22 protein-coding genes are annotated in these 18878 nt (G+C 71.3%); 12 read left to right on the forward strand and 10 right to left on the reverse strand.

Going from position 1 to position 18878, the window contains the following annotated elements; all coding sequences use genetic code 11:
• Positions 1–8: 8 nt before the first annotated feature.
• Together ACFQ0P_RS05090 and ACFQ0P_RS05095 are read right to left on the reverse strand one after the other, a co-directional pair.
• Positions 9–404 carry a 6-pyruvoyl trahydropterin synthase family protein gene (locus ACFQ0P_RS05090; RefSeq protein WP_204981007.1) on the reverse strand — a complete coding sequence of 132 codons (396 nt, stop codon included), beginning with the start codon at positions 402–404 and terminating at the stop codon, positions 9–11.
• Positions 401–1375 carry a zinc-dependent alcohol dehydrogenase gene (locus ACFQ0P_RS05095; RefSeq protein WP_204981009.1) on the reverse strand — a complete coding sequence of 325 codons (975 nt, stop codon included), beginning with the start codon at positions 1373–1375 and terminating at the stop codon, positions 401–403. The genes ACFQ0P_RS05090 and ACFQ0P_RS05095 overlap by 4 nt, the downstream gene beginning before the upstream one ends.
• A gap of 86 nt (positions 1376–1461) precedes the next feature.
• Here ACFQ0P_RS05095 and ACFQ0P_RS05100 point away from each other — a divergent pair, with 86 nt between their 5' ends.
• The 3 genes from ACFQ0P_RS05100 to ACFQ0P_RS05110 are packed head-to-tail and all read left to right on the forward strand — an operon-like array spanning position 1462 to position 3109.
• Positions 1462–2205, forward strand: coding sequence for a CDP-alcohol phosphatidyltransferase family protein (locus tag ACFQ0P_RS05100; protein ID WP_204981011.1), 744 nt, complete (start codon positions 1462–1464; stop codon positions 2203–2205).
• Positions 2202–2618: a hypothetical protein gene (locus ACFQ0P_RS05105; RefSeq protein WP_204981014.1), complete on the forward strand. Its 417-nt coding sequence runs from the start codon at positions 2202–2204 to the stop codon at positions 2616–2618. The genes ACFQ0P_RS05100 and ACFQ0P_RS05105 overlap by 4 nt, the downstream gene beginning before the upstream one ends.
• On the forward strand, positions 2615–3109 hold the full coding sequence (locus tag ACFQ0P_RS05110; RefSeq protein ID WP_204981016.1) for a metallophosphoesterase family protein: 495 nt from the start codon (positions 2615–2617) through the stop codon (positions 3107–3109). The genes ACFQ0P_RS05105 and ACFQ0P_RS05110 overlap by 4 nt, the downstream gene beginning before the upstream one ends.
• 14 nt (positions 3110–3123) lie before the next feature.
• On the opposite strand, the gene ACFQ0P_RS05115 is transcribed toward ACFQ0P_RS05110, so the two are convergent.
• Both ACFQ0P_RS05115 and ACFQ0P_RS05120 read right to left on the reverse strand, forming a co-directional pair.
• Complete coding sequence (locus ACFQ0P_RS05115; protein WP_378771533.1) at positions 3124–4041, reverse strand: serine hydrolase; 918 nt, start codon at positions 4039–4041, stop codon at positions 3124–3126.
• Positions 4042–4103: 62 nt separating this feature from the next.
• Complete coding sequence (locus ACFQ0P_RS05120; protein WP_204981018.1) at positions 4104–6068, reverse strand: M13 family metallopeptidase; 1965 nt, start codon at positions 6066–6068, stop codon at positions 4104–4106.
• Positions 6069–6294: 226 nt separating this feature from the next.
• Here ACFQ0P_RS05120 and ACFQ0P_RS05125 point away from each other — a divergent pair, with 226 nt between their 5' ends.
• Positions 6295–7620, forward strand: coding sequence for an MATE family efflux transporter (locus tag ACFQ0P_RS05125; RefSeq protein WP_204981020.1), 1326 nt, complete (start codon positions 6295–6297; stop codon positions 7618–7620).
• A gap of 18 nt (positions 7621–7638) precedes the next feature.
• Here the strand turns inward: ACFQ0P_RS05125 and ACFQ0P_RS05130 are convergent, their stop codons facing one another.
• Entirely contained in the window at positions 7639–8271 is a 633-nt protein-coding gene (locus tag ACFQ0P_RS05130) for a TrmH family RNA methyltransferase (RefSeq protein WP_204981022.1), read from the reverse strand.
• A gap of 159 nt (positions 8272–8430) precedes the next feature.
• On the opposite strand from ACFQ0P_RS05130, the gene ACFQ0P_RS05135 reads away from it, so the two are divergent.
• Together ACFQ0P_RS05135 and ACFQ0P_RS05140 are read left to right on the forward strand one after the other, a co-directional pair.
• Positions 8431–9762 carry an Nramp family divalent metal transporter gene (locus ACFQ0P_RS05135; protein WP_204981024.1) on the forward strand — a complete coding sequence of 444 codons (1332 nt, stop codon included), beginning with the start codon at positions 8431–8433 and terminating at the stop codon, positions 9760–9762.
• A gap of 23 nt (positions 9763–9785) precedes the next feature.
• Entirely contained in the window at positions 9786–10421 is a 636-nt protein-coding gene (locus ACFQ0P_RS05140) for a metal-dependent transcriptional regulator (protein ID WP_204981026.1), read from the forward strand.
• 92 nt (positions 10422–10513) lie between these two features.
• On the opposite strand, the gene ACFQ0P_RS05145 is transcribed toward ACFQ0P_RS05140, so the two are convergent.
• Complete coding sequence (locus tag ACFQ0P_RS05145) at positions 10514–11467, reverse strand: SDR family NAD(P)-dependent oxidoreductase (protein WP_204981028.1); 954 nt, start codon at positions 11465–11467, stop codon at positions 10514–10516.
• Between the two features lie 39 nt (positions 11468–11506).
• Here ACFQ0P_RS05145 and ACFQ0P_RS05150 point away from each other — a divergent pair, with 39 nt between their 5' ends.
• From ACFQ0P_RS05150 to ACFQ0P_RS05160, 3 genes are all read left to right on the forward strand, one after another.
• A complete protein-coding gene (locus ACFQ0P_RS05150; RefSeq protein WP_204981029.1) occupies positions 11507–12316 on the forward strand; it encodes an HAD-IIA family hydrolase in 810 nt (269 codons plus the stop codon).
• Between the two features lie 47 nt (positions 12317–12363).
• Positions 12364–12939: a YdeI/OmpD-associated family protein gene (locus tag ACFQ0P_RS05155; protein WP_204981031.1), complete on the forward strand. Its 576-nt coding sequence runs from the start codon at positions 12364–12366 to the stop codon at positions 12937–12939.
• A 213-nt stretch (positions 12940–13152) separates the two neighbouring features.
• On the forward strand, positions 13153–13908 hold the full coding sequence (locus tag ACFQ0P_RS05160; RefSeq protein ID WP_204981033.1) for a hypothetical protein: 756 nt from the start codon (positions 13153–13155) through the stop codon (positions 13906–13908).
• A 12-nt stretch (positions 13909–13920) separates the two neighbouring features.
• Here ACFQ0P_RS05160 and pyrE read toward each other — a convergent pair whose 3' ends face one another.
• Together pyrE and ACFQ0P_RS05170 are read right to left on the reverse strand one after the other, a co-directional pair.
• Positions 13921–14499, reverse strand: a complete 579-nt coding sequence (pyrE, locus tag ACFQ0P_RS05165) for an orotate phosphoribosyltransferase (protein ID WP_204981035.1) — start codon at positions 14497–14499, stop codon at positions 13921–13923.
• Positions 14500–14559: 60 nt separating this feature from the next.
• Complete coding sequence (locus ACFQ0P_RS05170; protein ID WP_204981037.1) at positions 14560–15102, reverse strand: DUF1697 domain-containing protein; 543 nt, start codon at positions 15100–15102, stop codon at positions 14560–14562.
• A gap of 75 nt (positions 15103–15177) precedes the next feature.
• Between ACFQ0P_RS05170 and ACFQ0P_RS05175 the strand changes: the two genes are divergently transcribed.
• The 3 genes from ACFQ0P_RS05175 to ACFQ0P_RS05185 are packed head-to-tail and all read left to right on the forward strand — an operon-like array spanning position 15178 to position 17627.
• On the forward strand, positions 15178–16017 hold the full coding sequence (locus ACFQ0P_RS05175; protein ID WP_204981039.1) for an exodeoxyribonuclease III: 840 nt from the start codon (positions 15178–15180) through the stop codon (positions 16015–16017).
• A gap of 58 nt (positions 16018–16075) precedes the next feature.
• Positions 16076–16801 (forward strand): histidine phosphatase family protein, encoded by a 726-nt coding sequence (locus ACFQ0P_RS05180; protein ID WP_204981042.1) that lies wholly within the window; start codon positions 16076–16078, stop codon positions 16799–16801.
• On the forward strand, positions 16785–17627 hold the full coding sequence (locus ACFQ0P_RS05185) for an ADP-dependent NAD(P)H-hydrate dehydratase (RefSeq protein ID WP_204981045.1): 843 nt from the start codon (positions 16785–16787) through the stop codon (positions 17625–17627). Before ACFQ0P_RS05180 ends, ACFQ0P_RS05185 begins: the two co-directional genes overlap by 17 nt.
• Before the next feature lie 7 nt (positions 17628–17634).
• Here ACFQ0P_RS05185 and ACFQ0P_RS05190 read toward each other — a convergent pair whose 3' ends face one another.
• Together ACFQ0P_RS05190 and ACFQ0P_RS05195 are read right to left on the reverse strand one after the other, a co-directional pair.
• Positions 17635–18195 carry a hypothetical protein gene (locus tag ACFQ0P_RS05190; RefSeq protein ID WP_204981047.1) on the reverse strand — a complete coding sequence of 187 codons (561 nt, stop codon included), beginning with the start codon at positions 18193–18195 and terminating at the stop codon, positions 17635–17637.
• 58 nt (positions 18196–18253) lie between these two features.
• The gene (locus tag ACFQ0P_RS05195; protein WP_204981048.1) at positions 18254–18874 is read right to left on the reverse strand and encodes a dihydrofolate reductase family protein; all 621 of its coding nucleotides are present in this window, start codon (positions 18872–18874) and stop codon (positions 18254–18256) included.
• Between the last annotated feature and the right edge of the window lie 4 nt (positions 18875–18878).

An 18878-nucleotide genomic window follows, 5' to 3' on the forward strand; every position in this document is an offset into this window, starting at 1 on the left:
CCGTCTCGTCACAGGCCGACCTCGAACGAGGCCCACGCGATGTGGGACTCGTGCAGCGTGACCTCGATGCCCGACAGCCGCACGTCGCCGAGCGCCCCGTCCCGCGCGGCGGCGGCGAGCCGTTCGGCGATGATCTGGCACAGGCGCTCCGTGGTCGTGTTCACGCCGGCGAGGTCGGGCACCTCGTCGAGGTTGCGGTACGACAGCGGAGACAGGATGCCGCGCAGCACCTCTCCCGCCCGCCCGATGTCGACGACCACGCCGTCGTCGTTCAGGGCGGCGGCGCGGAACGACGCGTCCACGACGTACGTGGCGCCGTGCAGCCGCTGAGCCGGCCCGAACGACTCGCCGCGCAGGCTGTGGGCGATCATCAGGTGGTCGCGGACGGTGAGGGAGAAGGTCATGCGTCGCTCCAGTCGATCGTGTGGCACAGTCCCGGCGAGGACCCGTCCGCGATGGCGGACATCACCTCGGGCAGGCGGCGCCACGAGGACTCTGCGGTCAGCAGGTGATCGAAGGCCGGATCGCGCAGCAGCCCCAGCGCGAGATCGAGGCGGTCGCGCGTCGAGCGCGTGCCGCGACGGCGCGGGGCGACCATGCCCACCTGGCTCGAACGAATGCTCAGCCGGCGCGAGTGGAACGCCCCGCCGAGCCTCAGCTCGACGGACCGATCGCCGAACCAGCTCGCCTCCACGATCTCGCCCTCGGTGGCGGCGGTCTCGATCGCGAGCTGGAGCCCGTCGCCGGACCCGCTCGTGTCGATCACCAGGTCGCGGTCCCCCGGCGCGTCGCTCGGGTGGGCGAAGGCGACGCCGAGCGCCGCCGCGACGTCGGCGCGCGCGGCGTCGACGTCGACGAGCACGACCTCCGTGCCCGGCAGCGCGCGGGCGAGCCGGGCGACGGCGCACCCGATCATGCCGGCCCCGATGACGGTGATCCGGTCGCCGACGAGGGGCGCGGCATCCCACAGCACGTTCACGGCGGTCTCGACCGCGCCCGCCAGCACCGCACGCCGGGGCGGCACCCCGTCGGGCACGACGGCGACAGCGGCTTCCGGGACGACGAACGCGGACTGGTGCGGGTAGAGCGTGAAGACCGTGCGTCCGATCAGCGAACCCGGCCCGCGCTCCACCACGCCGACGTTGAGATAGCCGTACTTGACCGGTCCCGGGAAGTCCCCCTCCTGGAACGGCGCGCGCATCCGCTCGCGCTCACCGGCCGGCACCTCGCCGCGGAAAACCAGCGACTCGGTCCCCCGGCTGATGCCCGTGACGAGCGTGCGCACCGCGACCTGATCCGGTCCCGGCTCGGCGGTCTCGATCTCGCGCAACGCCCCGCGCGAGGGTGCGTCGACCCAGAAAGCCGTCGCGCGCATCAGGGTGCCATCCCGCCGGATCGGACGGAATCCTGCCCCGGACCGGCCCGACCGGTGGTATCCATGACGGAGAAACGATGCTCCCCATGTCGATGGTTCATCTCGCTCCTCTCCTGTCCGCGCTGGCAGGGGTGGCCGGGCTGCTCGTCGTGAACGGCGTCGCCGCGCTGTCGGCCGCCGGCTGGATCACCGGCTCCGCCTACCTTGTCGTGTCGGGCGTCCTCCTCGCCAGGGGGTTGCGCCGAGCAGAGGCGGAATCCTTCGGCTGGCCCAATGCCGTCACCGCGGCCCGGTCGACCCTGACCGCTCTCGTGACCGCCCTTGTGGCGACGTCGTTCACCGACCCTATCCCGGCGCCGCTGCTGGTGGCGCTGACGACGACCGCGCTGATCCTGGATGCGGTCGACGGCTGGCTGGCGCGGCGCACCCGGACCGAGACCGCGCTCGGGGCGAGGTTCGACATGGAGGTCGACGCCTTCCTGCTCCTCGCGCTGAGCGCCTACGTCGCCCAGGACCTCGGTTGGTGGGTCCTCACGATCGGCGTGCTGCGCTACGCGTTCGTCGCCGCCGGCTGGGCGCTGCCCTGGATGCGCGCCACCCTGCCGCCCCGGTACTGGCGCAAGGTCGTCACCGCGGTGGCGGGCATCGCGCTGGTGGCCGCGGCATCCGGCCTGCTCCCCGGGGTCACGGACCTCGGGATCGTCGTGTTCGCCCTCGCGCTGCTGCTCGAGTCGTTCGGACGCGACGTGCTCTGGCTGTTCGTGCGCAGACGGCGCGCGGCCTCCCGCGCAGGCGGGGTTCATTCGACGAAGGCGAGGACCACCCCATGAACGTCTCGCGCACCCTCTGGGTCCTGCGCATCCTCAGCGCCCTGGCGCTGCTGGCTGCCGGCGGCATCCATCTCTTCATGGTCTTCACCGGCACCGGCGGCGTGCTGGGCGTGATGTTCACGCTCAACTTCGTCGCCGGTCTGGTGCTCGCGATCGGAGTGGTGGCCCTGCGGGGACGGATGCTGCAGCTCGCGACCGTCCTCGGCCTGCTGTTCCTCATCGCCACCCTCGGCGCCCTCGTGCTCGCGCTCACCGTCGGGCTGTTCGGCATCCGGACGGAGTGGGACTACGCCCTCGTCCCCGAGACGGTGATCCTCGAGTCGATCGGGATCGTGGTCCTCGCGATCACGACGGTGGCCGTGTTGCGGACCCCGCGTCCAGGAGGGGCCGGCGCCGGCAGTACCGCGACATGACCGCACGGCTGCTGCTCATCTCCGACACGCATATCCCCGGGCGCGCACGGTCACTCCCGGCGGCCGTGCGGCGGGCGGCGGATGCTGCGGACCTGGTGATCCACGCGGGCGACTGGGTCGCGGCATCCGTCCTCGACGACCTCCGGACGCACGGGCCGGTCCTCGGCGTGTACGGCAACAACGACGGACCCGAGCTGCGGGCCCGGCTGCCCGAGGTCGCGCACCGGGTGATCGACGGCGTGCGGTTCGCCGTCGTCCACGAGACCGGGGACGCGAAGCGGCGCGAGGCGCGAATGGACCTGGCCTTCCCCGACACCGACGTGCTCGTGTTCGGCCACAGCCACATCCCGTGGGACACCGTCACGCCCCGCGGAATGCGCCTGCTGAACCCGGGCTCGCCGACCGACCGGCGCCGGCAGCCGGTGCACACGATGATGACCGCCGTGGTCGACGACGGCGCGCTGCGCAGGGTCGAGCTCACCGCTCTGTGAGGCGGTTCAGCTGCCTAGAAGACGTACTCCATGAGCTCCATGCCGAGCGTGCGGAAGGCCTCGTGCGCCCGCATCCGGTGCATGATCGACAGGTCGTCGAAGCACACGATCAGTGCGTAGGAGACACCCGCGCGGGGTCCGGCGAGCACGCCGGCCTCGACACGGATGCCGCTGTCCCGGCCGGTCTTGTTGATGAAGAGCATGCCGTGCTCGTCGTTCTCGTGCGAGAACGGGTCCAGCCCGGTCGCCGATGCGACCAGCGACAGGTCCTGATTGAAGCTCAGCCACTCGGCCACCTGGGCGCTCACGCCCGGTGAGACCACCTTCGAGTTGACCAGCGCGCCGAACACCTCGGACAGTTCGCGCGCGGAGCCGAGCGCGAAGTGCGGGGCGTCATCGGGCCCGCGGACGTCGCGGAAGCGATCGAGCAGGGCCGAGCGCGCGAGGCCGAGCTGCTCGATGCGCGCGCGGACCGCGGGGAGGCCCACCCTCGACAGCAGCGCGTTCGCGGCGAGCGCGTCGCCCGTGGCTGCGGTGAGCACCGCGAGGTCGGAGAGCGGAAGCGCGGGCGCCTTGAGGTGCTGCCACACGCCGCCGACGGTGACCGGCTCGAGGCCCTCGCGGTCGAAGATCTCGAGCGGATCGAGCGTCCCCTCCTCGAACCCCGCCGCGACCTCGACGAGCAGCGGCACGACCCCGAGACCGGCGACGGGCAGGGTGACGAAGTCGTCGCCCGCGAGCACTGAGTTGCCGCGGTCGAGGTCGGTGATGCGCACCGAGACCTTCGCTCCGGACGCGGCGAGGTCGTCGAGCGCCTTCAGCGTCGACGTGAACGATCGGCGTCCGACCGCCGCCCTCCTCGGCGGTCTTCTGCTGGTGCTCCGTCGCGACCCCCGCAGCGACTCGGCATCCCTTCTGGGCTCAGTGCCCACGGGGTTCCTTCCAGTGGATTCGGGTGGGAGCGCGCGCCCCCAGGGACGCGCACAGGACTATCTCACCAGATGGTGACGCGCTGCTCCTGATCCAGCCACAGCGCGTCGGACTCGGTCACCTCGAACGCGTCGTAGAACGCGTCGATGTTGCGCACGATCTGGTTGCAGCGGAACTCGTTCGGCGAGTGCGGGTCGATCGTGAGCAGGCGGATGGTCTCGGCATCCCGCCCCTTCTGCTGCCAGATCTGGCCCCAGCTCAGCAGCAGCCGCTGCACACCGGTGTAGCCGTCGATCACCGGGGCCTCCTCGCCGCCCAGCGAGAGCTCGTACGCCTTGAGGGCGATGCCGAGTCCGCCCAGGTCGCCGATGTTCTCGCCGATCGTGAGCGCCCCGTTGACCTTGTAGTCGTCGCCGAGGCCCTCCGGCGTGAGGGCGTCGTACTGGGCGATGAGGCTCTTCGTGCGCTCCTCGAACGCCGTGCGGTCGTCGTCGGTCCACCAGTCGCGCAGCGAACCGTCGCCGTCGAACCGGCTGCCCTGATCGTCGAAGCCGTGCCCGATCTCGTGGCCGATCACGGCCCCGATGCCGCCGTAGTTGGCTGCCGCGTCGCGGTCGGCGTCGAAGAACGGATACTGCAGGATCGCCGCCGGGAAGACGATCTCGTTCATCAGCGGGTTGTAATACGCGTTGACGGTCTGCGGCGTCATGTACCACTCATCGCGGTCGATGGGCCCCCCGACCTTGTCGAGCTGCCGGTCGTGCTCCCACACATGGGCACGGCGGACGTTGCCGATCAGGTCGGCGGCGTCGATCTCGAGGGAGGTGTAGTCCTTCCACTTCACCGGGTAGCCGATCTTCGGTGTGAAGGCGTCGAGCTTGGCGAGCGCGCGCTCGCGCGTCGCGGGACTCATCCACTCGAGGTTCGTGATCGACTGCCGGTAGGCCTCGATGAGATTCGCGACCAGCTCGTCCATCTCCGCTTTCGCGGTCGGCGGGAAGTGGCGCTCGACGTAGACCTTGCCGATCGCCTCGCCGAGCGCGGCCTCGGCGAGGCTCACGCCGCGCTTCCAGCGCTCGCGGTTGACCGGGACGCCCGTGAGCTGCGTGCCATAGAAGGCGAAGTTCTCGTCGACGAACTCGTCGGACAGGAAGGCGGCGGCGCCGTGGACGATCGACCACCGCAGCCACGCCTTCCAGTCCTCGAGACGCTCCTCGCTCAGCAGCGAGCCGAGTCCTTCGACGAAGCTGGGCTGGTAGACGTTGACCTCGGCGAAGGCGGAGGAATGAGAGGGCGCGACGCCCTCGAGCCACGGCGTGAGATCGACGCCGGCGAGCGCCTGCACCTCGTCCCAGCTCTTGAGGTTGTAGGTCGCGACCGCGTCACGGCTCTTGACGTTGTCCCAGTGGTGCGTGGCGAGCTCGGTCTCGAGCGCGAAGATGCGGTCGGCGGCGGCCGCGGCATCCGTCACGCCCGCCAGCTCGAGCATCTTCTGCACGTGCGCGCGGTAGGCCGTGCGCGTGGCCTCGAAGTTGTCGAGACGGTAATAGCTCTCGTCGGGCAGTGACAGCCCGCCCTGGATGAAGAACGGGACGTAGCGCTGCGGGTTGCCCGGGTCGGGCTCGATGTACAGGTGCACGAGCCCGGCCACGCCGTCGCGCTCCAGCTCGCCGACGGTGCGCAGGAACGCCGGGATGCTGTCCACGGCATCGACGCGGGCGAGCTGATCGCGAAGCGGCGCCGCGCCGAGTTCGGCGATCCGCGCGGTGTCCATGAAGCTCGTGAACAGGTCGCCGATCTTGCGCGCCTCGGTGCCGGGCTCGGCGGACTGCGACTCCTCGACGATCGCGTGGACGTCCTTCTCGGCCTGCTCGGCGATGAGGTGGAACGAACCCCACCTGGCCTTGTCTTCGGGGATGTCGGTGCGGTCCAGCCACGCGCCGTTGACGTGGCGGAAGAGGTCGTCCTGCGGGCGGATCTCGGCGCTGAGCTCATCGAGCGCGAGACCGGAGCGGGGGGAGTCGGTCATGCGTCCAGGATAGGCGGCGACTCCGACAGGGGGGCAAGGTCCGTCTGATCGGGGCCGCGACCCGACCCCGGCACCCGGGCGGTTTCGGCGCCCGCGCTGCAGTTTCCTGCCGAGGCTGCGCAACTCGACGCAGCGCCCGCCGGAAACTGCAGCCCGAAGCGCCGCGCGGCATCCGCCGGCACCCGGCGGCCCGGCCGACGTCGGCGCCCGCGCCTAGGCTCGAGGGGTGACGAGCAGGCCCCAGACGCTGAACCGCGACATCCTCCGGCTCGCCGTCCCCGCGCTCGGCGCGCTCATCGCCGAGCCCCTCTTCCTGATCGTGGACTCCGCGCTGGTCGGCCACCTCGGCGTGGTGCCGCTCGCGGGCCTCGGCATCGCGTCGGCCGTGCTCCAGACGATCGTCGGGCTGATGGTGTTCCTCGCGTACTCCACGACGCCTGCCGTCGCGCGCCGCTACGGCGCGGGCGATCCCTCGCGGGCGGTGTCGGTGGGGATCGACGGGCTCTGGCTCGCGCTGGTGCTCGGCACGGTGCTCGCCCTCGCCGGATGGTTCGCGACCCCCGCACTGGTGGGTCTCTTCGGCGCGACTCCGGTCGTCGCGGAGCAGGCCGAGATCTACCTCGGCCTGTCGATGTGGGGCCTGCCGGCGATGCTCATCGTGTTCGCCGCGACCGGACTGCTGCGCGGAATGCAGGACACCGTCACTCCGCTGTGGATCGCGGGCCTCGGCTTCGGCGCGAACGCCCTGCTCAACTGGCTCTTCATCTACGGGTTCGGGTGGGGCATCGCCGGATCGGCGGTCGGAACGGTCGCCGCCCAGTGGGGGATGGTCGCCGCGTACGTCGTCGTGGTGGGTCGGCTCGCGCGGCGGCACGAGGCATCCCTCCGCCCACAACGCGAGGGCGTGCGCGGATCCGCGCGCTCGGGTGGCTGGCTCTTCCTGCGCACGGTGTCGCTGCGTGTCGCGCTGCTGGCGACGGTCGCCGTCGCGACGTCGCTCGGCACCGATGAGCTCGCGGGCTGGCAGGTCGCCTTCACGATCTTCTCGACCGCGGCGTTCGCCCTCGACGCGCTCGCGATCGCGGCGCAGGCGCTCATCGGCAAGGGGCTGGGGGCCGACGACCGCCCGCTCGTGCGGCGGGTGCTGGCGCGCACGGTGGCCTGGGGAGTCTGGTTCGGCGTGATCGTGGGCGTGCTGATCGGCGGGTTCTCGGGTGTCATCGGCCTCGTCTTCACCGGCGACCCGGCGATCGCCGCGCTCGTGCAGCCGGCGCTCATCGTGCTCGCAGTCGCGCAGCCGGTGTGCGGAGTGGTGTTCGTCCTCGACGGCGTCCTGATCGGCGCGGGCGATGCGAAGTACCTGGCGATCGCCGGGGCCCTCAACCTCGTCCCGTACCTTCCGGCACTCGCGCTCGTGTCGTTCGTGCACCCGCCCGGGGCGGCGGGCCTGGCGTGGCTCGCCGTGGCGTTCTTCGGGGTCTACATGCTCGCCCGGCTGTTCACGCTGGGGTGGCGTGTCCGCGGTTCGGCGTGGACGACGATCCCCGCCTGACCCGCCGCGACCTCGGTCTCACGCCCAGCGACGGCACCACTCGTACATCACCACGGCGCCGGCGGCGCTGGCGTTGATCGAGCGGGTCGACCCGTACTGCGTGATCTCGATGACGGTGGATGCCGCGGCCAGCGCCTCAGGCGACAGACCCGGCCCCTCCTGCCCGAACAGCAGCACGCACCGCTCGGGGAGGTCGGCGCGATCCAGCGGCACCGAGCCGTCGACGTTGTCGATCGCGAGGATCGGGAGGGATGCGGCATCCGCCCACTCCCGGAAGGCGGCAACGGACTCGTGGTGGCGCACGTGCTGGTAGCGGTCGGTGACCATCGCCCCGCGGCGGTTCCACCGGCGCCTCCCCACGATGTGGACCTCAGCGGCGAGGAACGCGTTCGCGCTGCGCACGATCGACCCGATGTTCATGTCGTGCTGCCAGTTCTCGATGGCGACGTGGAAGCCGTGGCGTCGGCGGTCGAGGTCGTCGACGATCGCATCCATCGTCCAGTAGCGGTACGCGTCGACGACGTTGCGCGAGTCGCCGTGAGCGAGGAGCTCCGGGTCGTACCGCGGGTCGTCAGGCCAGCCGTCCGGGCCGCCGGGCCACGGGCCCACCCCATGCGGGAGGACAGGGTCGCCGGGAGTCGGGTCGGTCACCCGGCCAGGGTACCGCCGGGGCGTGGATCGCCTCAGTCGCCCAGAACAAGGAAAAGCGCCGAGGCCGAGGGGGAACTGACGACGAATCGGCCGAAATCTCCTCGCTTTTTTCTCGATGACGAGTCTTTCGGCGTGCCGAAAACTCGCTATGGTTTCGGTATGCCGAAAAGTTCCACCGCAGCCCGGCCGAAGAAGAGGGATGCTGCGACCACCCTCCCCCGCGCCGCCTGGCTGATCGGCCCGGCGCTCGTCGCCGGCGTCGCCTACCTCGACCCGGGCAACGTCGCCAGCAACATGACGGCCGGCGCGGTGTACGGCTACCTCCTGGTGTGGGTGGTCGTGATCGGCAATGTCATGGCCTGGCTCATCCAGTACCTGTCGGCGAAGCTCGGCATCGTCACGGGCCGGAGCCTGCCCGAGACGCTGGGCACCCGCATCCGCAACCCCTGGGCACGGCGCGCGTACTGGCTGCAGGCCGAGCTCGTCGCGATGGCGACCGACATCGCCGAGGTCATCGGCGGCGCTGTCGCACTCAACCTGCTGTTCGGCGTGCCTCTGCTGTGGGGCGGGCTCATCACCGGGACGGTGTCGATCGTGCTGCTGCTGATTCAGTCCCGCCGAGGAGCGAAGACCTTCGAGTTCGTCGTCATCGGGCTGGTCGTGATCATCGCCATCGGGTTCACATACGGAGTGTTCGTCGCCCCGCCCGACCCGGCCGGGGTCGTCGCTGGATTGGTCCCGCGGTTCGAGGACTCCGGATCGGTGCTGCTCGCGGCATCCATCCTCGGCGCCACGATCATGCCGCACGCGATCTACGCGCACAGCGCCCTCGCCCGCGACCGCTTCGCCCCGACCGGAGCGCCCGCACCGATCCCGTCCGCCGACGAGGGGCCGGGCCCGCGCGTGGCGGCGCCGCTCGAGCAGCTGCGCGGCATCACCACCGCACGTCTCCTGCGGGCCACGAAGTGGGATGTCACGATCGCGATGCTCATCGCCGGCACCGTGAACCTCTGCATCCTGCTGCTCGCTGCCGCGAACCTCGCCGGCGTTCCCGGCACCGACACCCTGGAGGGCGCGTACGCCGCCCTCGACGCAGGACTCGGCCCGGCCGTCGCGACGCTCTTCGCCGTCGGCCTGCTGGCGAGCGGGCTCGCGTCGACTTCCGTCGGCGCCTATGCGGGTGCAGAGATCATGCACGGCCTGCTGCACATCCGCGTGCCGCTCATCGCCCGGCGCCTCGTGACGCTCGTCCCCGCGCTGGTGATCCTCGCCGCCGGCGTCGATCCCACCCTCGCACTCGTCCTGAGCCAGGTGGTGCTGTCGTTCGGGATCCCCTTCGCCCTCATCCCCCTCGTGGCCGTCACGGCGAAGACCGAGGTGCTCGGCAGATTCCGCAACCGGGCGCTGACGACGGCCGCCGGGATCGCGGCATCCGTCTTCCTCATCGCGCTCAACGCGATCCTGCTGTGGCTGGTGCTCACGGGGTCGTGACGTCCTGCCGGTAGCCTGGGGCGGTGCCGTCCCCCGCCGTCGACGACTACCTGAAGACCATCTACCACCACACCGAGTGGCAGACGGAGCGCATCACGCCGTCGAACCTGGCGGCCGAACTCGGCCTCGCGCCGTCCAGCGTCACCGAGATGGTGCAGAAGCTCGCCGCGCAGGGGCTCGTCACGCACCGGCCTTACGGGCCCATCGCGCTCAGCGACGAAGGGGAGCGCCGTGCGGCGGCCATCATCCGACGGCACCGGCTCATCGAGACATGGCTGGTCCGGGAGTTCGGCTACGCGTGGGACGAGGTGCACGACGAAGCGGAGGTCCTCGAGCACGCGATCAGCGACCGGCTGCTGGAGCGCATCGACGAACGGCTCGGCCGTCCGCGCTTCGATCCGCACGGCGATGCGATCCCCGATGCCGCCGGCCGTGTGCATCGCGAGCCCTTCGTCCTGCTCGCTGCGGCAGCGCCGGGCCACGTCGGGCGGGTGCTGCGCGTGAGCGACCGCGATGCCGAGCTGCTGCGGGCCGTGGAGGCCGCGGGGGTGGCGGTCGGCGCCGAGGCGACGGTGACGGATGCCGGAACCCTCCGGATCGGCGGCTCCGACGTCGCCCTCCCCGAGGCCGCCGCGACCGCCGTCTGGCTCACCGCCTGACCGCGCCGCGCCAAGCTTGCCGAGAGGGCGCTCGTAACGGGCTATCGCCGTTCGAAGTCGTCGTAAGCGCCCTCTCGGCAAGTGGGGCGGGGTCAGGAGACGGCGGATGCCTCGGCGAAGGGCCAGCGCACGCCCGTCGCCGTCTCGGCCGCCGTCCACAGCCGGGCCGCGACATCCTCGTCTCGCGTGATCTTCGAGGCCACCTGCCGGCGAGGGACGCCGCGAGCCACGGTGCGCGGACCCCAGAACTCGCCGCCCTCGATGCCGGGGTCGACCAGGGCACGGACGAGCGGCCACGCGCCGTGCTCCTTGGACTGGGCGATCGCCGCCTGCAGGTTGTCGCGGAACCGCTTCGCGGCCGACGGGGTGTTGACCCCGGTGATGCCCGGCGTGCGCCCGCTGATCGCATAGCCCGGATGCGCCACGACACTCGTCACCGGCACATCGGCGCCGCGCAGGCGGCGGTCGGCCTCGAAGCCGAGCGCGCTCGTGGCGATCTTGGATTGCACGTACGCCCGCCACGCGCTGTAGCCCGTCGTGAGCTGCGGATCGACCGGATCGTAGGGGGTCAGCGACGTCGAGATGCTGCCGAGCCACACCATGCGACCCTCCCGCCGCGCCAGCGAGGTGAGCAGCTCGCCCGCCAGCGCGAAGTGGCCGAGGGCATTCGTCGCGAAGACCACCTCGTGACCGTCCACGGTGGTCTCGCGCTCCTTCGGCGGATGCACGATCCCCGCGTTGAGGAGGAGCCCGTCGAGGCCGCCCCGGCCGCGAACGCTGGCCGCGGCGGAGCGCACCGAGCCCAGGTTGCTCGTATCGAGCACGAGCATCTCGGCGGCATCGTGTGCGGCATCCGGAACCCGCCGGCGGATCGCGGCGCGCGCGGCGGCGAGCCGGTTCGCGCTGCGACCGGTCATGTACACCCGGGCGCCCGCGCGCAGCAGCTGCTCCGACGCGAAGTAGCCGAGGCCCTTGTTGGATCCCGTGACGAGGTAGGCGCGACCGGACAGGTCGGGGAGGCTGCGGGGATCCCAGGTCGACGCCACGACTTCGACCTTAACCCCCGCGGCCCTAGGCTGGGCGACATGCGGACCCGCGCCGAGATCGAATGCTGGCTGACCGACATGGACGGCGTGCTCGTCCACGAGAACACGCCCATCCCGGGGGCGTCCGCCCTTCTCGAGCAGTGGCGCGACACGGGCACCCCGTTCCTCGTCCTGACGAACAACTCGATCTTCACTCCGCGCGACCTGTCGGCGCGGCTGCGCGCCTCCGGCCTCATCGTCCCCGAGGAGTCGATCTGGACGTCGGCGCTCGCGACGGCGGACTTCCTCCAGTCCCAGATGCCCGGCGGCACGGCGTTCGTCATCGGCGAGGCCGGGCTCACGACGGCGCTCCACGAAGCCGGGTTCATCATGACCGAGACCGAACCCGACTACGTCGTCGTCGGGGAGACCCGCAACTACTCGTTCGAGGCGATCACCAAGGCGATCCGGTTCATCGGCGCGGGCGCACGGTTCATCGCGACGAATCCCGACCCCACGGGCCCTTCGACGGACGGAGTGCTGCCCGCGACGGGCGCCATCACGGCGCTCATCACGAAAGCGACCGGCATGGAGCCGTACGTCGTCGGCAAGCCCAACCCGATGATGTTCCGGTCTGCGCTCAACCGCATCGGGGCCCACTCCGAGAACACCGGCATGATCGGCGACCGCATGGACACCGACGTGGTGGCGGGAATCGAGGCCGGCCTGCACACCGTGCTGGTGCTGACCGGGATCAGCGACCCCGCCGAGATCCAGCGGTATCCGTTCCGGCCCGACGAGGTGCTCGACTCCGTGGCCGACCTCCTGTCCGCCGAGCCGATCGAGGCCGAAGAGCCCGACATCCTCTGACGCGATCGCGGTCATCCCACGTCCGCATCGCGCGGTATCGTCGCGGCATGGGCGCTCTGGACGACGGCGAGAAGGTGGAGGTCGCGGATGCCATGGCCTGGCGCGCGTGGCTGGAGGAGAACCACCGCGTGTCCACGGGCGCGTGGCTGGTGCGCGCGCGACCGAAGTCCGGCCTGGTGTTCGTCGAGTACGAGGAGGCGATCCGGCAGGCGCTGTGCTTCGGATGGATCGACGGCCCCGTGCGCACGTTCGACGAGATGCGCGGCGGGCTCTGGTTCGCACCCCGCCGGCCGTCGAGCGGGTGGGCCGCGACCAACAAGGCGCGGCTGATCGAGCTCGAGGCCGCCGGTCTCATGACCGAGGCCGGCATCCGCGCCGTGGAGGTGGCGAAGGCGAACGGATCGTGGACGGTGCTCGACAACGCCGAGGCCGGCATCGAGCCCGACGACCTCGCCGCCGCCCTCGATGCCGCCCCGGCCGCCCGCGCGGCGTGGGATGACTTCCCGATGTCGGCGAGGAAGCTCGGGATCTCGCTCGTCGACATGGCACGCAGGCCCGAGACACGCGCCGCCCGCATCGCCAAGATCGTCACGGATGCCTCGGAAGGACGCCGTCCCGCATGAACGAGTTCGAGCAGAATCTGCTCTTCGCCGCCACGGCCGTAGCGCTCGTCAGCACGCTCATCGTGTTCGTCTGGCAGTGGTGGCGCGGCCGCGGGCGCGGCGACTGAGATCTCGACAGGACCGGAAGTCCGCCCCCACCACCTCCGCCGAGGCGTAGCGTGAAAGCGTGGCGAGCTCGAGGACGCGCGCACCCGACGCGGGCAGGATCGGCTGATGATGGATGCCGCTGCCCGCGCCGAATTGGAGGCACTGCGTCGCCGCGCGTACGACCGGGACGCCGACATCGCCGGCGACGAAGCCGCGTGGGACCGTCTGGCCGAGCTCGAAGGGCTCGCCCTCGCCGACCGCTCTGCGGCCGCACCCGCGCCCTCGTCGACGGCGGAAGCCCCGGACCCCGAGGCATCCGATGGGGGCCCGACCGCCGACGGATCAGCCGGCGACCGCCCGTCGCCCCGCCGCCTGCGGATGGTGGCCCTGGTCGCCTCGGTCACGCTGGTCGCGGCCGCCCTCGGCGCGGTCTACGGGCTGCAGACCATGCCGGACCCGAGCAGCGCGGGCGCGGCCACCGCGCCGTCCCCGACGAGGCTCGCTCCGATCGCTCTTCCCGTGAACGGTCGCGTGACCATCCCCCTGCTCGTCAACAGGGTGCGCGGCGAGTTCGTCGACGTCTCCTGGCGGGCAGACGGACCGGCGTTCCCCGCGAGCGGCGTGACGAGGTGGGCGCACCCGCTCGGCGTCTATGACGGCTGGGCACTGTGGGTCGCCCGCGTCTCGGGTCGTCTCGGACTGCAGAACTGCCTGCTGTTGACCGACGGCGCTGAGACCGAAGCGCAGTGCCTCCCCCACGATGCGACCGCGGAGCGGCCGGTGGGAGTGTCGCTCGCATTCGACAGACTCGGCGAAGATCAGCGGGTGACCTTCGAATGGGGCGGTGGGGCCTACATGACCATGGAGATCACCGACGGCTGACGCGGCCTCGCTCTACTGCGGCTCGAGGCCGAGATCGTCGAGGTCGATCGCGGCGAGCCACTGCAGACCTTCGGCTTCGACCGCCGCCTGCGCGCCGGTCTTGCGGTCGACGATCACCGCGACGGCGACCGGCTCCGCCCCCTCGCGCCTCAGCGCCTCGACCGCCTTGAGGGCGGACTGGCCCGTGGTCGAGGTGTCTTCGAGCACGACGACGCGCTTGCCCGCGACATCCGCCCCCTCCACCTGGCGCCCGCGGCCGTGATCCTTCGGCTCCTTGCGGACGACGAACGCGTCCAGCGGGCGCGGCGTACGCGCGGACTCGTGCATGACGGCGTTGGCGATGGGGTCGGCGCCGAGGGTGAGACCTCCGACGGCGACGATCCCGTCGACATCCCGCACGAGGTCGAGCATGATCCGGCCGATCGCCGGAGCCGCGCGGTGGTCGAGCGTGAGCTTGCGCATGTCGACGTAGTACGTCGCCTTCTTGCCGCTCGACAGGGTGAAGTCGCCGTGGAAGACGGCCTCGTCCTGGATCAGCGCGATGAGGTACTGCCGGTCGGCTTCGAGTGCGGGCGTGGAGGCGACGGTCATGGGAGCGAGTCTACGGATGCCTCACCCGGCGCGCCGTGGGCCGGGGCATCCGTCGGTGGATCATGTCGCGAAGCGGTCGATCAGGCGGATCAGCGTGGGGAGGCCTCGGGACGTCGCGGAGAGACCCGTGATCCGTTCGACGGACGGCGTCGCGTTGGATTCACCGTCGCGTTCGTTCTGCGCGACGGTCCAGCCGATGCCCGCATCGACGAGCCGACAGCGTCGCCGAGCCGTCTCGCGTATCACGTCGGGGTCATCGAGCCGGAGTGCGCCGCCGTGGTGGAGGGTGAGCTCTCGACGTCGTGAATCGGCCTCGGCACCGTGCGCATCGACGATCGCCGCGACCTGGGCGAGCGGCATCGTGAAGACCTCGCGCTCCGCTCTCATCCTCGCGGTCAGGGCCTGCTCGACGTCGGCGGCGACGCGCTCGGGCTCGGGGCCCGTGAAGACGACCGTGCCGTTGCTCTGGAAGGCGCGCGCGCCGGGGCATCCGGCGTCTGCGAACGCGGCGATGACGTCGCCGGTGGAAGGTTGACCGCGCTGACCCTGGTTGACATTGCGGAGGAACGCGACGTGCGTCGTCACCATCCCCTGCCGCGGCATGCGCAAGACCATACCCGCGGCCACCGACACACGCTCGGGTCGGCGGCGTCCCCGGCCGCGCCTAGGCTGGAGGCCATGCGCCTGGCCACGTGGAACGTCAACTCCATCCGCGCGCGGGTCGACCGCATCGTCGACTTCGCGGTGCGTGAGCACATCGACGTGCTCGCCATGCAGGAGATCAAATGCAAGGTCGAGCAGTTCCCCTTCGACCGCTTCGAAGAGGCGGGTTTCCACGTCGAGGCGCACGGGTTCTCGCAGTGGAACGGCGTCGCGATCGCCAGCCGCGAGCCGCTCTCCGACGTGCGCACCGCCTTCCCCGGCATGCCGGGCTTCGAGAAGGGCCACAACGGTCCGGATGCCCCGCAGGAGGCCCGTGCGATCGGCGCGACGGTCGGCGGGGTCGAGGTCTGGAGCCTCTACGTGCCCAACGGTCGCTCGCTCGGCGATCCGCACTACTTCTACAAGCTCGACTGGCTGGCCGCGCTCGAGCAGTACACGCGCGATTCTCTCACCACGAACCCCGACCTCGCCCTCGCGCTGGTGGGCGACTTCAACATCGCCCCGACGGATGCCGACAACGGCGATCCCTCGGTGGTCCAGGGCTTCGCGACCCACGTCTCCCCTCCCGAGCGCGAGGCGTTCGCCGCTCTCCAGGCGGCCGGACTCCACGACGTCGTGCGCCCGCTCGTGCCCACCGGTTACACCTACTGGGATTACAAGCAGCTGCGCTTCCCCCGCAACGAGGGCATGCGCATCGACTTCATCCTCGGCTCGCACGCCCTCGCCGACGCGGTGGCCGGTGCGCAGATCCACCGCAATGAGCGCAAGGGCGAGGCGCCGAGCGACCACGTGCCGGTGGTCGTCGATCTCGACCTCGACGGGCCCGACGACGACGATCGCCCGATGATCTTCTGACCCCCGCCGCCTTGTCAACCACTGTCGCGGGGGGCGGCGGCATCCCTAGCCTCGGTGCATGGCGGTCACAGAGTTCTTCCTCGTGCGACACGGCGAGAGCATCGGCAACGTCGCCGCGACCCGGGCGGAGCTCGAGCAGCTCGAGGCGATCCCGCTCGACCTCCGCGATGCCGACGTGCCGCTGTCGGACACCGGTCGCGAGCAGGCCGAGGCGCTCGGTCGCTGGCTGACCGGCCGTCGCGATGCGATCGACGAGTACTGGGTGTCGCCCTATGTCCGCGCGCGGGAGACTCTGGCCATCGCCCTCGCGGACGAGTCGCCGGACTCTCCGCCGGCGATCGATGAGCGGATCCGGGACCGCGAGCTCGGCATCCTCGATCTCCTGACGCGGCGCGGCGTCGCCACCCGGCACCCGGAGGAGATGGAGCGGCGACGCCACCTCGGCAAGTTCTACCACCGGCCGCCCGGCGGGGAGTCGTGGGCGGACGTGGCGCTCCGGCTGCGTTCCTTCCTGCGGGATCGCCTCGACGGCCCTGGGGAGGCGGTCGTGGTGGTCGCGCACGATGCGGTCGTGATGCTCCTGCTCTACCTGCTGCTGGGGATGCGGGAGGACGAGCTCCTCGACTTCGCCGCCGACCGGACCGTCCTCAACGCGTCCGTGACCCACCTGCAGTTCGAAGACGGGGCGTGGCATCTCCGTACCTTCTCCGACGTCGCCCATCTGCAGCGCGAAGGCGCCGACGTCACCGCCCACCCGGGGAGTCCCGATGTCGAGCCGGCCTGAACCGGTCTCGCCGGAGCTCCTGCGGTCGTGGGGCCTGCCGGACCCGGGAGACTCCAAGAAGTCCCGGGGAGACGTCGTCGTCGTGGGAGGGTCCCGTCGTTCGCCCGGAGCGGTCGTGCTGGCCGCCGAGGCGGCCCTCCGCGTCGGGGCCGGACGCGTGGCGCTGATCGTTCCGCAGTCGATCGAGATCGCCGTGGGGCTCGCGATCCCCGAGGCCGGCGTCTACGGTATGCCGGGGCAGACGGATGCCCCGTTCCCGGACGATGTCCGCGATCACCTCGCTTCCGCCGACGCCGTGCTCGTCGGACCCGGTTTCGCCGACCCCGAGAACACGCTCGCGAGCCTGCGGGCCGTCGCCGACTCGGCGCCCGCCCGAGTGGTGCTGGATGCCTTCGCCCTCGGTGTCCTGGACGAGGTGGACCGCTCGCTGCTGCCCGAAGAGCTTCTCCTCAGCCCCAATCGCGAGGAGCTCGAGCTCCTCCTGGGGCGCGAAGCCGCGGACGAGGACGACGACGTGCGGGAGGCGGCCCGGACCCGGCGCGCGGCGGTGGGATGCTACGGCTCGATGGCCCACCCCGACGGCCGCGCGTGGCGGATCGACGAGGGCGGCGCCGGTCTGGGCACGTCGGGCAGCGGCGACGTGCTCGCGGGGGCGATCACCGGGTTCCTCGCACGGGGGCTTCCGGCCGAGCGCGCCCTCGTCTGGGGCGCGTGGGCGCACGCGCGGGCCGGAGCATCTCTCACCGAACGGGTGGGGATGGGTTTCCTCGCACGTGACCTCGCCGTCGCGCTGACGCCTGCCGTGAGGGAGACGCTCGAGGGCTGAGCCCCGGCTACTCCGGTGGGCCGGGAGTGCAGTCGGCCGGCGGCGCCTTGCCGCTGATCTCGAAGTCGCCGCACGTCAGGAAGTGCTCCTGATTGAGGCCGAGGATGAACGAGGCCACTGCGACGCCGAAGACGACGGACACGATGAGCCACTTGGTGCCGCGGCGCGTTTCGGACCGGAAGTCCGGCCATACGATGCGCACCAGCACCCACAGCGTGAAGGGGATCCCGATCAGCACGGCGAGGATCGCGACGAGGTCGAGGATGGCGACGCCGAGGTCGGCGGTCTCATCGTCGACGGCGAAGTTCAGCACGAGCCACACTGTCGGGAGCAGCAGCAGGAATGCCCGCACCAGCCGCCCGCCGACGGGCCGCCGCTCGACGAGCACGTAGACGAACGCGGCTGTCGAGGCGGCCCACAGCGCGAGGATGTCGTCGAAGAAGATCTCGTCCCACACGGCGAGCGTGAATGCCGGCCACCACGCGATCGCCGACATCCCGACCATGATGACCCCCGCGGGGGCGTCACGGCGCGCCTTCTCGGGATCGACGGTGGATGCCTCGGCCACAGCCGCACGCTAGCGCGACGATCGTGCGTGCCCGACGGCGCCACGCCGCCCGGCGGCGTCACGCGTCGGCGGGCGGCTCCATCGACCCGGTCTGCACGGGCCCTCCGGGGGCGTAGCGCAGCTGCACGACCGTTCCGCCGGTGACCGGAGGCTCGATGAGCCGCAGCCGGGCGGGGGTCGCGCCATCCGGGAAGACCTTCTTGCCCTGTCCGAGGACGACCGGGTGCACCCACAGCCGCAACTCGTCGTAGGCGTCGGCGGCGAGCAGCGACTGCACGAGGTCGACGCTGCCGATCACGTGGATGTCGTCGTGCCGGTCGCGGAGCGCGGCGACGGCGGACGCGGCATCCCCGCGCAGCTGCGTCGTGCCGTCCCACTCGAGCCGAAGCGCGGAGCGCGAGGCGACGTACTTGGGGATCTCGGCGAAGCGTCGCCCGATCGGATTGTCGGCGTGCTTCGGCCAGTAGTCGGCGAAGATGTCGTACGTGCGGCGCCCGAGCACGAGGGCGTCCATGCGGGCGATCCCCTCGCCGACGGCCGATCCGATCACATCGTCGGGCAGCGGCGCCTGCCACCCGCCGAACGGGAAGCCGCCGGACGGGTCCTCGTCGGGACCGCCGGGCGCCTGCGCGACGCCGTCGAGGGTCGTGAACAGATCGATCGTGATGCGGCCGGTCATGGTC

Origin of the sequence: Microbacterium insulae (assembly GCF_042677065.1) — a bacterium.
GTDB classification, from domain to species: domain Bacteria; phylum Actinomycetota; class Actinomycetes; order Actinomycetales; family Microbacteriaceae; genus Microbacterium; species Microbacterium insulae.

What these genes read in the sequence shown, in the direction of transcription:
- ACFQ0P_RS05090 (WP_204981007.1), bottom strand. Translation starts at nt 404, where the DNA reads ATGACCTTCTCCCTCACCGTCCGCGACCACCTGATGATCGCCCACAGC.
- ACFQ0P_RS05095 (WP_204981009.1), bottom strand. Translation starts at nt 1,375, where the DNA reads ATGCGCGCGACGGCTTTCTGGGTCGACGCACCCTCGCGCGGGGCGTTG.
- ACFQ0P_RS05100 (WP_204981011.1), top strand. Translation starts at nt 1,462, where the DNA reads ATGTCGATGGTTCATCTCGCTCCTCTCCTGTCCGCGCTGGCAGGGGTG.
- ACFQ0P_RS05105 (WP_204981014.1), top strand. Translation starts at nt 2,202, where the DNA reads ATGAACGTCTCGCGCACCCTCTGGGTCCTGCGCATCCTCAGCGCCCTG.
- ACFQ0P_RS05110 (WP_204981016.1), top strand. Translation starts at nt 2,615, where the DNA reads ATGACCGCACGGCTGCTGCTCATCTCCGACACGCATATCCCCGGGCGC.
- ACFQ0P_RS05120 (WP_204981018.1), bottom strand. Translation starts at nt 6,068, where the DNA reads ATGACCGACTCCCCCCGCTCCGGTCTCGCGCTCGATGAGCTCAGCGCC.
- ACFQ0P_RS05135 (WP_204981024.1), top strand. Translation starts at nt 8,431, where the DNA reads ATGCCGAAAAGTTCCACCGCAGCCCGGCCGAAGAAGAGGGATGCTGCG.
- ACFQ0P_RS05150 (WP_204981029.1), top strand. Translation starts at nt 11,507, where the DNA reads ATGCGGACCCGCGCCGAGATCGAATGCTGGCTGACCGACATGGACGGC.
- ACFQ0P_RS05155 (WP_204981031.1), top strand. Translation starts at nt 12,364, where the DNA reads ATGGGCGCTCTGGACGACGGCGAGAAGGTGGAGGTCGCGGATGCCATG.
- ACFQ0P_RS05160 (WP_204981033.1), top strand. Translation starts at nt 13,153, where the DNA reads ATGATGGATGCCGCTGCCCGCGCCGAATTGGAGGCACTGCGTCGCCGC.
- pyrE (WP_204981035.1), bottom strand. Translation starts at nt 14,499, where the DNA reads ATGACCGTCGCCTCCACGCCCGCACTCGAAGCCGACCGGCAGTACCTC.
- ACFQ0P_RS05170 (WP_204981037.1), bottom strand. Translation starts at nt 15,102, where the DNA reads ATGCCGCGGCAGGGGATGGTGACGACGCACGTCGCGTTCCTCCGCAAT.
- ACFQ0P_RS05175 (WP_204981039.1), top strand. Translation starts at nt 15,178, where the DNA reads ATGCGCCTGGCCACGTGGAACGTCAACTCCATCCGCGCGCGGGTCGAC.
- ACFQ0P_RS05180 (WP_204981042.1), top strand. Translation starts at nt 16,076, where the DNA reads ATGGCGGTCACAGAGTTCTTCCTCGTGCGACACGGCGAGAGCATCGGC.
- ACFQ0P_RS05185 (WP_204981045.1), top strand. Translation starts at nt 16,785, where the DNA reads ATGTCGAGCCGGCCTGAACCGGTCTCGCCGGAGCTCCTGCGGTCGTGG.
- ACFQ0P_RS05195 (WP_204981048.1), bottom strand. Translation starts at nt 18,874, where the DNA reads ATGACCGGCCGCATCACGATCGATCTGTTCACGACCCTCGACGGCGTC.